Raw genomic sequence first — 13,178 nt, 5'->3', positions numbered from 1 at the left:
GAAATTCACGTGGCACTCGAAGTGCTTACTGACCTCAACAAGGTCCGCAACATCGGCATCATGGCCCACATTGACGCCGGTAAGACCACCGTGACCGAGCGCATTTTGTTCTACACGGGTATCAACTACAAGCTGGGCGAGACTCACGACGGTGCGTCGACCACCGACTGGATGGAACAGGAGAAGGAACGCGGCATCACGATCACCTCGGCCGCCGTGACCTCCTTCTGGAAGGGCCACCAGATCAACATCATCGACACCCCCGGACACGTGGACTTCACCGTTGAGGTGGAACGTTCGCTGCGCGTGCTCGACGGGGCCGTTGCGGTGTTCGACGGCAAGGAAGGTGTGGAGCCGCAGTCCGAGACCGTGTGGCGCCAGGCCGACAAGTACAACGTCCCGCGCATCTGTTTCATCAACAAGATGGACAAGCTGGGCGCTGACTTCTACTTCTCGGTGCGTACCATCCGTGAGCGGCTGGGGGCCAAGCCCGTTGTTATGGAGCTGCCGATCGGCGCCGAGTCCGAGTTCGAAGGTGTTATTGACCTGCTGAAGATGCAGGCCATCTACTTCCCGGAGAAGGACGCGGCGGGCAACGAGACCCGGGGGTCCGTTCTGGAGTACGCCGAAATTCCCGCGGACCTGGCCGACAAGGCTGAGGAGTACCGGGAAGCCATGATCGAGGCGGCTGCCGACGGCGCTGAAGAGCTCATGGAAGCCTACCTGGAGAACGGCGAGCTGACCGAAGAGCAGATCATCGCTGGTATCCGCGCCCAGTGCATCGCTGGCGAGATCTTCCCGGTCTACTGTGGTTCCGCCTTCAAGAACAAGGGTGTGCAGCTGGTTCTGGATGGTGTGCTGAACTTCTTGCCGTCCCCGCTGGACATTCCGGACGTCGAGGGCCACGCCGTCGGCAAGGAAGACGAGCCGCTGACCCGCAAGGCTTCCGAGGACGAGCCGTTCTCGGCCCTGGCCTTCAAGATCGCAGTGCACCCGTTCTACGGCAAGCTGACCTTCATCCGCGTCTACTCGGGCTCGGTTGAGTCTGGGGCGCAGGTCGCTAACTCGACCAAGGGCAAGAAGGAGCGCATCGGCAAGATCTTCCAGATGCACTCCAACAAGGAAAACCCGGTTGACGTGGCGCACGCTGGCCACATCTACGCCGTGGTGGGCCTGAAAGACACCACCACCGGTGACACCCTGTGTGCCCAGAACGCGCAGATCGTGCTGGAGTCCATGACCTTCCCTGACCCGGTTATCCACGTGGCCATCGAGCCGAAGACCAAGGGCGACCAGGAGAAGCTGTCCACCGCTATCCAGAAGCTGGCCGAAGAGGACCCGACCTTCTCGGTGCGGTTGGACGAGGAGACCGGCCAGACCGTCATCGGCGGAATGGGCGAGCTGCACCTCGACATCCTCGTGGACCGCATGCGCCGCGAGTTCAAGGTCGAGGCCAACGTCGGTAAGCCGCAGGTGGCCTACCGCGAGACCATCCGCTCCAAGGTGGAGAAGGTCGACTACACGCACAAGAAGCAGACCGGTGGTTCCGGTCAGTTCGCGAAGGTCCAGGTGACCTTCGAGCCGCTGGAGATCGTCGAAGACGGCGCGTTCTACGAGTTCGAGGACCAGGTCACGGGTGGCCGCGTCCCGCGCGAGTACATCCCGTCCGTCGACGCTGGTATCCAGGACGCCATGCAGTCCGGTGTGCTCGCCGGCTACCCGGTTGTCGGTGTCAAGGCCATCCTCGTGGATGGGGCCTACCACGACGTCGACTCCTCGGAAATGGCATTCAAGATCGCTGGCTCCATGGCGTTCAAGGAAGGTGCGAAGAAGGCTTCGCCCGTCCTGCTGGAGCCGCTGATGGCCGTCGAGGTGCGGACGCCCGAGGAATACATGGGTGACGTCATCGGCGACCTCAACTCGCGTCGCGGCATGATCCAGTCGATGGATGACGCCTCTGGTGTCAAGGTCGTGCGCGCACAGGTTCCGTTGTCGGAGATGTTCGGGTACGTTGGTGACTTGCGGTCGAAGACCCAGGGTCGCGCGGTGTACTCCATGCAGTTCGACAGCTACGCGGAGGTTCCTCGGAACGTTGCCGAGGAAATCATCGCCAAGACCCGGGGCGAGTGAGTCCCACAGGTCGACCCAAAGTAAGATCAACATAAACCGACCCGTAGGACCCCACGCCCCAACCGGCTCCACCCGGAACCGGTGCAAGTGTGAGACAACTACCCGAGTCCCAGGAGGACACAAGTGGCGAAGGCCAAGTTCGAGCGGACCAAGCCGCACGTCAACATCGGCACCATTGGTCACGTTGACCACGGTAAGACGACCCTGACCGCTGCGATTTCCAAGGTTCTGCACGACAAGTTCCCGGAACTGAACGAAGAGTCGCCGTTCGACTCGATCGACAAGGCTCCGGAAGAGCGTCAGCGTGGTATCACGATCAACATCGCGCACATCGAGTACCAGACCGAGAAGCGTCACTATGCGCACGTTGACGCCCCCGGTCACGCTGACTACATCAAGAACATGATCACCGGTGCCGCCCAGATGGACGGCGCGATCCTGGTGGTCGCCGCGACCGACGGCCCGATGGCCCAGACCCGCGAGCACGTGCTGCTCGCTCGCCAGGTGGGCGTGCCCTACCTGCTGGTCGCGCTGAACAAGTCCGACATGGTTGACGACGAGGAAATCCTTGAGCTCGTCGAGGTCGAGGTCCGTGACCTGCTGTCCTCGCAGGGCTTCCCGGGCGACGACGCGCCGGTCATCCAGGTCTCGGCCCTCAAGGCCCTCGAAGGCGACCCGAAGTGGGTTGCGCAGATCGAGGCCCTGATGGACGCGGTGGACGAGTCCGTGCCGGAGCCGGTGCGTGACCTCGACAAGCCGTTCCTGATGCCGATCGAAGACGTCTTCACCATCACCGGTCGTGGCACCGTGGTGACGGGCCGCGCCGAGCGTGGGCGTCTGCCGATCAACTCCGAGGTGGAGATCCTCGGTATCCGCGCCCCGCAGAAGACCACCGTCACCGGTATCGAGATGTTCCACAAGCAGATGGACGAGGCTCTGGCTGGTGAGAACTGTGGTCTGCTGCTGCGCGGCACCAAGCGCGAGGACGTCGAGCGCGGCCAGGTCGTCTGCAAGCCGGGCTCGATCACCCCGCACACCAAGTTCGAGGGCCAGGTCTACATCCTGGGCAAGGACGAGGGTGGCCGTCACAACCCGTTCTACTCGAACTACCGTCCGCAGTTCTACTTCCGCACCACCGACGTCACCGGTGTCATCACGCTGCCCGAGGGCACCGAGATGGTTATGCCGGGTGACACCACCGAAATGTCGGTCGAGCTCATCCAGCCGATCGCCATGGAGGAGGGCCTCGGCTTCGCCATCCGTGAGGGTGGCCGCACCGTTGGCTCCGGTCGGGTGACCAAGATCGTCGAGTGACGATTTAGGGAAACGGGTTGGGCCCCCGCCGCATTGCGGCGGGGGCCCAACCTTCGCGTTCGCTGGAGCACTACTTCCAGAGCTCTATAACTTTCCGTACGAAATCGACGGTTTGTTCCGGGGAGCCTTCGAAGGAGCGCACTTTCAGCCAGATGTCAGGGTGGTGGGGATGTTCGGCGATGCAGACTGACGATTTGGCTGACTGGGCGCACCGCACCTCTCCGAATTCTTTCTGATTATCGAGGTATTCAAGGATGGTGCCGACTTTGTCCGCCTTAACACGAGCCCAGTCCAACGAAAAGTTGCTCAACTCGCCTTTGCCACTACGCCGATAGTCAGTGGAGGTGTCGGTGAGCCTTAGCTCGTGACCTTCCAACTCTTCGGGCAAGAGCTCGCCCGGCACCGGGACAAACACTGCGCTGGTGGGCAGCAGGTAGCGGGCATCTACGGCGCCGCCGCCGTTGTCGGCAGCGGGGACGGGTGTTTGCTCGTCCTGCGGTTGTTGCTCTCCCGGCTGGGTGCTCGGGGCCGGGGAGGCCGTGGTCTCCGTGGCTGCGGCCGGGGCATCATCCTTCAACAAGAAGAATGTGCCTAGCCCGGCACCCCCCAGCACCAAAGCTGACGCCACCGCGATAAGTGCGACCTTCAAGCCGTTATTCGGGGGCGATGGATAGCCCGGCCCGCCTGGGTAGGCCCCGTAACCCGTCGGGGAAACCGGCTGCATTCCCCCCGGGCCGGGCATGCCCGGGGGAAGGTCGCCAGCCGACTCCGGGCCGTAGGGACTTTGCGGGTAACCGCCTATCGGAGCGGTGGGTGGGTAGCCGACCGGCGGCTGGCCACCTGCCGGGGGATAGCCGTACTGCTGGGCGGGGTCGTAGCCTTCCGGCGGGGTGGGGCCGGGACCGTAGGTCATTGTTCCTCCTGGAGCGAAGTTGCCCGCAACCTTGCTGGCAACTGTGCCAAGCGTAGCGGGTAGATCCGACAGCGAGATGACCCTTCCCGCCCCTGATTTGCCGGGGGATTGGGGCGATACGGGGGCGGGATACGGGGCGGCGGCTGCGGCTACTTCATTTTCTCCAAGAGCATCTTGGTGAACGCACTCGTATCCTCGGTCGAGTCCCCCAGCCCGGAGACCTCTATCCAGACTCCTGCGTGCTGCGGGTGAGGCGCATAGCAGGATATCAGCACGAATTCGCCGCACTTTATGTTGCCGTCGTTGACGACCTTTTCGTGGAACTGCATCTCCTGAGCGATGTCATCGTCGGTGGCCTTGGCCCACTTCACCAAGTAGAAGGTCCAGTCGCTTTTGTGCTGATAGCCGGAGCTACCGTCGGTATACGTTACTTCGAAGTCGCCTACGGAGCTGGGAGCTGCGTCGCGGGGGATGGAAGTGAAGATTCTGGAGGTGGGCAGCCCTCCACCACTGCCCCCGGTGTCCGGAGACTCCTTATCGGTATCAAAATTCGGGGCCAGGGGGGTTGGTCCATCGCTCTCTTCGCGGAAGCGTTCGTCCCGTTCCTCGTCCCGCCGCCCCTGCTGCTTGCCGTCCTGGGCCTCCGTGGTGTTGTTGTCTTCCGGCAATGCGGAGGGAACAGCGGTGGTTCCGGCAGGCGCGACAGCTGCGGGCTTGTCGTCTTTTTGCAGCAGGAAGTAGGCGGCGGTGCCTGCCCCGCCGAGCACCAGGAGCGCCACCAGGCTGATGAGCGCTATCTTCAGCCCGTTGTTTTGCGGCTGGGGGTGGCCGGGGCCGCCCGGGTAGGGTCCATACCCCATGGGGCCGCCCGGCTGGGGCATCCCCTGGGGCGGGTAGCCACTGGGCCCACCCCCGTAGGGATCCTGCGGATAGCCGCCCACCGGCGCGTTGGGCGGGAAACTCGGTGGCACGCCCCCGGCGGGCGGCGGATAGCCGTGCTGCATGCTGGGGTCGTAACCGCCTGCCGGCGTGGGACCGGGGCCATAGGACATTGTTCCTCCTGCGGTAGGTGGTGCTTGGCGCGCTGTTGGCAGCCCGGACAAGCGCAGATTGGTTAAAGGAATGGGGTCGCCGCCAATAGGGGGCTAGACGACGGGGCTGAAATGCTCAGCCCGCCAGGCTGCCCCGAATTTCTCCACGAAGTAGCTAAGCTCCGCGATGCTGAGATCTGGCGACCAGAAGTGCAAGGTCTGGGTGGGATCCGACGGGTGGGTGATGGCGCAGTAGGGGCGCTTATCCACCGAGCCGCAGAAACCGCCTTCCAGCGGCAGGAAGCGTTTGGCGCGTTTCTTGTCGGCGTGGTAGATCCCGCTGTCCCGACTCGCCCAGGTCGGGTAGATGGTGTGTCCCTTCCGATCCCGGTAGACGGCACCGTCGTTCTCTTCCAGGGTGGCGAAGAAGTTGTCTACCTCCAGCGGCAGTTCCTTGAGGGACAGGGGCGCCGCCGTGCCGGTGGGAGCCGGGCTAGTCGAAGGGTTGGGGGCGCTGGGGGCAGCGGGGGTGGAAGGAGCGTGCGAAGACACGGGAGCTGGGGAAAACTCTGGGTTTGGCAGCGGCTGGGCCTCTTGCTGCGTGGAAGTTGCCCACACTAGCCCCGCCCCGCCGCCGACGCCCAGGACGGCGCAGGCGGCCAATAGCGCCACCAGCGTGCCCGGCCGCAGCAGGCGAGGTTTGCGTTGGGTGGGAGATTGCCAGGGGCCCGCTGGGGGGCGAGGAGGCAGGTTGGGCCGCCCGTGGGGGTGGGTGAGCATCGGTAGTTCTCCAGTCGACCGGCGAAGCACGGAATGTGTTGTACGCAGGCTAGACCTTCTGGCGGCGGCGTGGGCACCATTTTTTGTCGTAGGGCGGCAATGCGGGCACATAAGGGGCGGGTGAACCTAGCGAATAGGTGGCGGTGCCTGAGTGGGTGGGGCACTCTGCCTGCATTCTGGGGCGGCGGTCGGGTCAGACGACCCGCCCCAGTGCGGCAACTGGCGGCACTGGGGCGGGCACGACGCGGCGGGTGGGACAAGCCGTCGTGCTCGCCCCGCCCGCCGTGGTGGTTAGCGCTCGGTGAAGGAAGCGCAGGTGGCAGTCGAGCCGTTGAGTGTGATCTGGTCAGCGGTGCACATGAGGTGGTCGTTGTGGGTGCAGTCGCTGCGCTTGCACACCCCGACGTGCGCCTGGGCGATGGGCAGGCCACCGCGGGTGTTCAGTGCAATGAACGTGGTGCAGCTGGCATCTTGGCCGGCCACGGTGATGGCGGGGGCCGTGCAGCCGTCGTTGTTGAAAGCACAGGTCGACGCGGCGCAACCGGTGACAGCGGTTAGAGCAGTCATTGTTCTCCCTTTCTATGCGGGCCCGGCGGGCTAGATACCTGCAAGGTAGGACGCTTGCCAACACAGGGGATAGACAGGCTGCCCTCAGTAAGGGATGCCTCGCCTTCGAACGTGGGCCGCGTCACGTTTGGGGGCGGGGCGGTGCATGCGGTGCGGCAGGCCCGCAATCGTTGAAAATACGGGCAGAAAACCGGTGGTCGGCACCGGAAGGTGGCCTATCTCTCACCGCTGGGCGTGCGGCAGGGCCGCCTGCCGCCTCCCAACTGGGGACAAGCGCAGGCGGCCCTGTCGCAGTGCGTGTGCGCTGTTAGCGCTGGGGCGCTGTTACGTAAATCTATTGCCTCACTGGCAAGTCACACCGGTGGCGTGCACCGGGCAGTAGCCCGCCGGGTTCTTGTCGAGATACTGCTGGTGATAGTCCTCAGCCAGCCAGAACTCGGTGGCGGGGGCAATCTGGGTGGTGATCGGTCCGTAACCGGCGGCGGCCAGGCGCGGGGCGTAGGCGGCTGCCGACGCGCGGGCGGCCTCCTCCTGGGACGCATCAGCGTAGAAGATGGCCGACCGGTACTGTTCGCCGATGTCGTTGCCCTGCCGGTTGCCTTGCGTCGGATCGTGATTCTCCCAGAAAACCGTCAGCAGCTGGGGCAGCGTCACCTGATCCGGGTCGAAGACGATTCGTACGACCTCAGCGTGTCCCGTGTTGCCGTTGCATACCTGCCGGTAGGTCGGTTCGGCAACGGTGCCCCCCATGTAGCCCACCGCGGTGTTCACCACCCCGGGCAGCTGCCAGAAGAGTTTCTCGGCGCCCCAGAAACATCCCATGGCCACGTGCAGCACCTGGCTGCCCGCGGGCCATGGGCCGGTCAGTGGGGTGCCGAGCACAGTGTGATTGCCCGGGGTTGCAGGGGTCAATGACAAGAAGTTCATGGGTAAATTATTAGCACTAGGTCGGGTGGAGGATGTTACGCCTAGCGCGTCGCGGGATGCTGCGACCTAGGACCTTAGGGCCTGTTCCGCGTAGGCTGGGCCCGTTGCCCACCCCTGTCAGTCGAGGAGAGTGATGGAGAACCCTCCAATTGCGCGCCGTTTTCGCCCGCGCCTGCCGCAGACAGTGTCACTGTTTCGCGCCAAGCCCCAACCGGCGCCCCTGCGTTTCGCGGTTGGCAATAAGAACCGGGGCAACCCCGACGATCACGTCGAGTGGGGACTGCGGGTTGCGTCTGCTTGGTCGATTCGCTTCCTCACCGTCGCCGCTGCCCTCGTGGTGCTCGGTTACCTGGTACTCAAACTGTCCGTCATCATCATCCCGCTGTTGGTGGCCTGCCTGTTGACGGTCCTCATGGAGCCGGTCACCCGGTGGCTGCGTATGCGGCTGATGCTTCCGCGTACCCTGGCGGCGCTCCTGACGGTGCTGGGGCTGGTGGTGATCGTCCTTGGCCTGATCACGGTGGCCAGCACCCAGATCCTCAACGAGGCACCGGTGCTCGCAAGTAAGGCGCAGACCGGTATCTCGCGCCTGCTGGACTGGCTGCGCGACGGTCCGTTCGGCATCTCCAACCAGCAGATAAACGCGTTCCTGGAAAACTTTGAGTCGCAGGCCGCGCGTTTCCTGCGCACCCATTCCTCCACCCTTGCCTCCGGGGCGCTTTCTGGACTCTCGTCCGTGGGCAGCGTGCTGGCGGGGGGCCTGATCGCCCTCTTCCTCGTCTTCTTCTTCCTTAAGGAAGGACATCAGATCTGGTACTGGGTCGTGCGGCTGCTGCCGAGCGAAGCCCGGGTGTCGATGCACGAGGCGGGCATTCGCGGCTGGGTGACCATGGGCTCCTACGCGCGCACGCAGATTCTCGTGGCTTTTGTGGACGCGGTCGGTATCGCCATTGGCGCCTTCCTGCTGGACGTGCCGATGTGGCTACCGGTGGGAATCCTGGTCTTCATTGGTTCTTTCATTCCGATGATCGGGGCGATCTTTACCGGCGCGATCGCCATCCTGGTGGCGCTGGTGGATCAGGGCCCAACTACCGCCATCTTGATGTTCCTCGTCGTGATCGGGGTGCAGCAACTGGAAGGCAACGTGCTGCAGCCGTGGCTGATGGGCAACGCGGTATCGCTGCACCCGGTGGCGGTGCTGCTGTCCGTGGCGGGAGGCACCTACCTGGCGGGTATCGTGGGGGCGCTGTTCGTGGTGCCGATCGTGGCGTTCATCAACACCACCATGCTGTACCTCAACGGCTACGACAAGTTCCCGCAACTGCGTACCGCTGTTGACCGCCCCGGCGGACCGCCCGGGGCCCTGGAGGAGTTCTTGGAGGGCAACCACCGCTCGGAGGACGAGGAAGACAACACGCTGCCGGAGGCCGCCGAGGCCCCGGCCAGTAACCAAGCAGAATGACAAAGGCGGGGCCGAGCAAATGCTCGGCCCCGCCTTCATCGTCGCCTACTGCACGTAGGGCTTAACTTCGTCGATCTTGACCTTTATCTCCCGCCCGTTGGGAGCCTGGTACTTGACCGTCTCGCCCTTGGACCGCCCCATGATGGCCTGTCCGAGAGGTGCGTCGGGCGAGTAGACGTCTATCTCCACCCCGGGGGCGGCTTCCCGGGCCCCGAGAAGGAACGTCATCTTCTCGCCGCCGATCGTGGCGGTCACGACCATGCCGGGTTCGACGACCCCGTCGTCCGGCGGCGTCTCGCCAACTTCGGCGTTGGCCAATAGGGCCTCCAGCTGCGCGATACGCGCTTCGTTTAGGCCCTGCTCTTCGCGAGCGGCGTGATAGCCACCGTTTTCTTTTAAGTCGCCTTCTTGGCGGGCGGCATCAATCCGGTCGGCAATCTGCACCCGCAACACCGTTTTGGCGTGTTCCAACTCAGCAGAAAGACGGTCATAGGCTTCCTTGGTGAGCCAGGTCTTGTCTGTCATGGCGACTCCTTAATGGCGTTCGCCCCGCGGGGCAAACCGCGGGGCGGGGATATGGGCGAGGCCCATGTCTGTGTTGATGTGATTAGCGTAGCAAACGCTGTCCTTAGCGCACCGTAAGCACGGCCAAGAATGCCGCCACGCAGTGGCATACCCAGCCGATGACGGTGCAGGCGTGGAAGATCTCGTGGAAGCCGAACCACTTGGGGGAGGGGTCCGGGCGTTTGAAGCCGTAGACCACCGCCCCCAGGGTGTAGGCCACCCCGCCGACGATGGTCAGCGTGACGATGGCCCAGCCGCCGGAGGCGAGCAGCGCCGGGAGATACCACAGGGCAACCCAGCCGAGGGCAATGTAGAGCGGGGTGTAGCTCCAACGCGGCGCCCACGGGAAAAACACCCGGCCGGCAATGCCGAGCGCCGCCCCGATCCACACCACCAGAAGCAGGGTGCGGGCCTGCGCGGGGGGTAGCAGGGCGACGGAGAGCGGGGTGTAGGTGCCTGCGATGAGCAGGAAAATATTGGCGTGGTCGAGGCGGCGCAGGAGCGCAAACATGCGCGGACCCCAGTAGAACCGGTGGTACAGCGAAGAGACCCCGAATAGCAGCAGGGAGGTGGCTAAGAACACGGCGCTGGCCAGGCGACGGCCGGGCGTGGGGGCCAGGGATACCAATACGATGGCGGCCGCCAGGGCCAGGGGCGTGGCCGCGGTGTGGATCCACCCCCGGAAGCGGGGCTTGACCGTTTCGTCCAGCCCGATGCGGGCCAGCAGGTCGTTGGTCGTGATTTGTAGGTCGGTCATTACCTGCCTCTCGCCGGAACCTACGCTTGCGTAGGTAAGAGTACGTTACTGCCGAGGCCTCGGTGGACAAATAGAGTGCTTTGCGGCGGTAGGCTGAATCCGAACGGCTAGAAACGAGGATCGCGTATGAAGGTCTGGAGCCCCCGGCGGTTCCTTTACTCCCTTTATGAAGCAAAGCTGCTGCGGGAACTGGTAGGGCAACGGCTGCCTGCCCACGTTGGGGTCATTTTGGACGGCAACCGGCGGTGGGCGCGGGCACTCGGGGCGGCCCCGGTGCACGGGCATCGGCAGGGGGCGGAGAACGTCACCGAGTTTCTCAATTGGGCTGATGAGGCCGGTATCGGCATTGTCACCTTGTGGATGCTTTCTACCGATAATTTGGGGCGCGAAAGCAAAGAGCTAACTGACCTGCTGGGCATTATCGGCGACACGGTGGAGGCTATCGCTACCTGTGGTCGCTGGCGAGTGTCACTGGTGGGGGCACTGGAGCTGCTGCCCGCTGCGGTGGCGCAGCGGCTGCAAGCAGCCGCGCGGCTGACCGAGGGGCGGGACGGGATGGTGGTGAATATTGCCGTCAGTTACGGCGGACGGCAGGAGATCGCCGACGCGGTCCGCTCCTACCTCTTGACGCGGGCGGAAGAAGGGGCGGACCTGGTCAGTGCCGCCAAACAACTGACGGTGGAGGACATCGCCGCCCACCTCTACACCAAGGGACAACCGGATCCGGATCTAGTGATCCGCACTTCCGGAGAGCAGCGCCTGTCGGGCTTCCTGCTGTGGCAGTCGGTGTATTCCGAATACTACTTTTGCGAGGTCTACTGGCCCGACTTCCGCCGCGTCGACTTCCTGCGGGCCTTACGCGATTTCGGACTGCGAGAGCGCCGACGCGGTCGGTAGTCTCACACGCCGTGCTGCAGCTGCGGGAGCGGCTGGACCTGCCCACTAGCGAGGTCGTATTCCGCCCCGACCACCGCCAGCTGACCGCGCTGCACCGCGGTCGCCAGGAGGGGACTGCCGGTCAAGATGCCCCACACGGTGCCGTGAATGTGCGCATGAAACGGCTCGGACTGTGCGGAGGGTTGCGGCACGGTGGAGGCCCACCAACCGGGACAAGCGGCCCGCCAGGCACTGTGAACGGCCTGCACCACCTGTGGGAGGGAGCAGTTGGCCGGAAGGTCCGGTGCCTGCGACTGTGTCGCCAGATGGACCGCCCCGCACGCGGTGTGGCCCAAGACCACCAGTAGCGGCACGTGCAACACCGAGACCGCGTACTCGATGCTGCCCAGCACCGCCGGGCCGAGAGACAGTCCAGCGGTGCGGACGGTGAACAGCTCCCCGGGGCCAACAGCGAAGACTTCCTCCACCGGGACACGGGAGTCTGCGCAGCCCAAGACCACCGCCTGCGGGGTCTGCTGGTGCAGCAGCCGGGCGCGGGCAGCCACATCCAGGCGGGGAGCCTGGCCCTTTTGATAGGCGACGTTGCCAGCCAAGAGCCGCCGCCAGGTGGCGCGGGCGGCCGCCGCTGCGGCTGGTCCCGCCGCAGCGGGTTTAGTCATGGGGGGCCAGGGCGGCATCCACTTCGGCGGCGGTGGGCGGGTTGGCGCCCGCCCGCGACACCGTGATGTCCGCCACCGCCGCGGCGCGTTGGAGTAGGGCTTGCAAGACGTCGGCGTCGACCGACCGCAGGGCGGCCCGCCGGTCGGCTCCCAGCAGCCCGGCCCGCCAGAGGGCGTCGTTGAGCCCGCCCATGAATGAGTCTCCCGCCCCGACGGTGTCCACTACCTGCACCGTCGGATCGGCCGCCACCTCGACCCGGGCACCGTTTGCCGCCAGGGCCAGGGCGCCCGCCTTCCCGCGCGTGACCACGACGATGGCCGGGCCTAGGTCCAACCAGGCGCGCGCGGTGACCTCCACGTCCACTGCCGGATCCCCCGCCACCCACGCGAGGTCTTCGTCGGAGACTTTGACGACGTCGGCCAGGGCCACCAGGCGGGAGATTGCCGCCCGGGCCGCGGCTGCCTCGCCCATCAACTGCGGACGGACGTTGGGGTCGTAGGTGATGGTGGACGAGGCTCGGCAGTCCCGTATCGCTTCCGCCACTACTTGGTCGCCCGGGGCCGCCACGGCAGAAAAGGAACCGATGTGGACCACCAGGGGCGGCGGGGTGAGCGGGGGCAGGGCCGCGGGGGCCCACTCGACGGTGAAGTCATAAGTGGCGGCATTGTCCGCGCCGATGCGGGCGTGGGCGGTGGAGGTGCGCTCGGCTCCCCGGGACAGGGCAGTCAGGCGCACGCCGGAGGCCTCCAGGTGGCGCTTGATGGCCTCCCCGTGAGCGTCGGGACCGATCCACGTGTGCAACAGGCTGTCGCGTCCGAGGCGGGCCATCGTTAAGGCCACATTGGCCGGTGACCCTCCCGGGATCTCTGCCAGTGGGATGGCGGGGCGCTCCACGATGTCGATCAGCGCCTCACCGATTACCAGGGCGTACTGCTTAGTCATGTCACTCCTCGTCGTCGCCAGCGAGTGGGGCCGCAGCGTCTAGCCGCGCCTGGGCCTGATCGAGCCACTGGCGGCAGTGGGTCGCCAGGGCCTCGCCACGCTCCCACAAGGTCATGGTCTCGGCTAGGGGAACCTGACCGGATTCGAGCTGACGAACCACCTCAACGAGTTCCGTGCGGGCCTCTTCGTAGCTGAGGCGAGCAATATCAGCGGGCAGGGATGCGGCACTCATGG

At 65.1% G+C, this 13,178-nt stretch carries 14 protein-coding genes; 4 read left to right on the top strand and 10 right to left on the bottom strand.

What is annotated here, in order from left to right; all coding sequences use genetic code 11:
* The first annotated feature begins 9 nt into the window (after positions 1–9).
* Together fusA and tuf are read left to right on the top strand one after the other, a co-directional pair.
* Entirely contained in the window at positions 10–2,130 is a 2,121-nt protein-coding gene (fusA, locus tag BSZ40_RS10470) for an elongation factor G (RefSeq protein ID WP_073826157.1), read from the top strand.
* A gap of 123 nt (positions 2,131–2,253) precedes the next feature.
* The gene (gene tuf / locus BSZ40_RS10465) at positions 2,254–3,444 is read left to right on the top strand and encodes an elongation factor Tu (protein ID WP_073826155.1); all 1,191 of its coding nucleotides are present in this window, start codon (positions 2,254–2,256) and stop codon (positions 3,442–3,444) included.
* Positions 3,445–3,514: 70 nt separating this feature from the next.
* On the opposite strand, the gene BSZ40_RS10460 is transcribed toward tuf, so the two are convergent.
* From BSZ40_RS10460 to msrA, 5 genes are all read right to left on the bottom strand, one after another.
* Complete coding sequence (locus tag BSZ40_RS10460; protein WP_073826153.1) at positions 3,515–4,357, bottom strand: hypothetical protein; 843 nt, start codon at positions 4,355–4,357, stop codon at positions 3,515–3,517.
* Between the two features lie 149 nt (positions 4,358–4,506).
* Complete coding sequence (locus BSZ40_RS10455; RefSeq protein WP_073826151.1) at positions 4,507–5,409, bottom strand: flagellar basal body-associated FliL family protein; 903 nt, start codon at positions 5,407–5,409, stop codon at positions 4,507–4,509.
* Between the two features lie 93 nt (positions 5,410–5,502).
* Entirely contained in the window at positions 5,503–6,198 is a 696-nt protein-coding gene (locus BSZ40_RS10450; RefSeq protein ID WP_143180953.1) for a hypothetical protein, read from the bottom strand.
* Between the two features lie 261 nt (positions 6,199–6,459).
* Positions 6,460–6,735 (bottom strand): DUF1540 domain-containing protein, encoded by a 276-nt coding sequence (locus BSZ40_RS10445; protein WP_073826147.1) that lies wholly within the window; start codon positions 6,733–6,735, stop codon positions 6,460–6,462.
* 342 nt (positions 6,736–7,077) lie between these two features.
* A complete protein-coding gene (gene msrA / locus BSZ40_RS10440) occupies positions 7,078–7,662 on the bottom strand; it encodes a peptide-methionine (S)-S-oxide reductase MsrA (RefSeq protein ID WP_073826145.1) in 585 nt (194 codons plus the stop codon).
* Between the two features lie 133 nt (positions 7,663–7,795).
* Here msrA and BSZ40_RS10435 point away from each other — a divergent pair, with 133 nt between their 5' ends.
* Positions 7,796–9,124, top strand: coding sequence for an AI-2E family transporter (locus BSZ40_RS10435; RefSeq protein WP_084542806.1), 1,329 nt, complete (start codon positions 7,796–7,798; stop codon positions 9,122–9,124).
* A gap of 45 nt (positions 9,125–9,169) precedes the next feature.
* Here BSZ40_RS10435 and greA read toward each other — a convergent pair whose 3' ends face one another.
* Positions 9,170–9,649 (bottom strand): transcription elongation factor GreA, encoded by a 480-nt coding sequence (gene greA / locus BSZ40_RS10430; protein ID WP_073826144.1) that lies wholly within the window; start codon positions 9,647–9,649, stop codon positions 9,170–9,172.
* A gap of 103 nt (positions 9,650–9,752) precedes the next feature.
* A complete protein-coding gene (trhA, locus tag BSZ40_RS10425) occupies positions 9,753–10,445 on the bottom strand; it encodes a PAQR family membrane homeostasis protein TrhA (protein WP_073826141.1) in 693 nt (230 codons plus the stop codon).
* A gap of 126 nt (positions 10,446–10,571) precedes the next feature.
* On the opposite strand from trhA, the gene BSZ40_RS10420 reads away from it, so the two are divergent.
* On the top strand, positions 10,572–11,342 hold the full coding sequence (locus BSZ40_RS10420) for an isoprenyl transferase (protein ID WP_073826140.1): 771 nt from the start codon (positions 10,572–10,574) through the stop codon (positions 11,340–11,342).
* A 2-nt stretch (positions 11,343–11,344) separates the two neighbouring features.
* Here the strand turns inward: BSZ40_RS10420 and BSZ40_RS10415 are convergent, their stop codons facing one another.
* From BSZ40_RS10415 to BSZ40_RS10405, 3 genes are read right to left on the bottom strand one after another with little or no spacing between them, the layout of a single operon-like run.
* A complete protein-coding gene (locus BSZ40_RS10415; protein ID WP_073826137.1) occupies positions 11,345–12,001 on the bottom strand; it encodes a carbonic anhydrase in 657 nt (218 codons plus the stop codon).
* A complete protein-coding gene (locus tag BSZ40_RS10410) occupies positions 11,994–12,944 on the bottom strand; it encodes a PfkB family carbohydrate kinase (protein ID WP_073826134.1) in 951 nt (316 codons plus the stop codon). Before BSZ40_RS10410 ends, BSZ40_RS10415 begins: the two co-directional genes overlap by 8 nt.
* Before the next feature lies 1 nt (position 12,945).
* A complete protein-coding gene (locus BSZ40_RS10405; protein ID WP_073826132.1) occupies positions 12,946–13,176 on the bottom strand; it encodes an exodeoxyribonuclease VII small subunit in 231 nt (76 codons plus the stop codon).
* Between the last annotated feature and the right edge of the window lie 2 nt (positions 13,177–13,178).

Source organism: Buchananella hordeovulneris (assembly GCF_001907235.1).
In the GTDB taxonomy this organism is placed as follows: domain Bacteria; phylum Actinomycetota; class Actinomycetes; order Actinomycetales; family Actinomycetaceae; genus Buchananella; species Buchananella hordeovulneris.
This window is presented reverse-complemented; position numbering and strand designations above follow the sequence as displayed.

Bases quoted from the DNA above. Each gene is read 5' to 3' on its own strand.
- BSZ40_RS10410 (WP_073826134.1), bottom strand. From the start codon at position 12,944: ATGACTAAGCAGTACGCCCTGGTAATCGGTGAGGCGCTGATCGACATC.
- BSZ40_RS10460 (WP_073826153.1), bottom strand. From the start codon at position 4,357: ATGACCTACGGTCCCGGCCCCACCCCGCCGGAAGGCTACGACCCCGCC.
- BSZ40_RS10435 (WP_084542806.1), top strand. From the start codon at position 7,796: ATGGAGAACCCTCCAATTGCGCGCCGTTTTCGCCCGCGCCTGCCGCAG.
- BSZ40_RS10420 (WP_073826140.1), top strand. From the start codon at position 10,572: ATGAAGGTCTGGAGCCCCCGGCGGTTCCTTTACTCCCTTTATGAAGCA.
- BSZ40_RS10405 (WP_073826132.1), bottom strand. From the start codon at position 13,176: ATGAGTGCCGCATCCCTGCCCGCTGATATTGCTCGCCTCAGCTACGAA.
- greA (WP_073826144.1), bottom strand. From the start codon at position 9,649: ATGACAGACAAGACCTGGCTCACCAAGGAAGCCTATGACCGTCTTTCT.
- BSZ40_RS10415 (WP_073826137.1), bottom strand. From the start codon at position 12,001: ATGACTAAACCCGCTGCGGCGGGACCAGCCGCAGCGGCGGCCGCCCGC.
- trhA (WP_073826141.1), bottom strand. From the start codon at position 10,445: ATGACCGACCTACAAATCACGACCAACGACCTGCTGGCCCGCATCGGG.
- msrA (WP_073826145.1), bottom strand. From the start codon at position 7,662: ATGAACTTCTTGTCATTGACCCCTGCAACCCCGGGCAATCACACTGTG.
- BSZ40_RS10445 (WP_073826147.1), bottom strand. From the start codon at position 6,735: ATGACTGCTCTAACCGCTGTCACCGGTTGCGCCGCGTCGACCTGTGCT.
- BSZ40_RS10455 (WP_073826151.1), bottom strand. From the start codon at position 5,409: ATGTCCTATGGCCCCGGTCCCACGCCGGCAGGCGGTTACGACCCCAGC.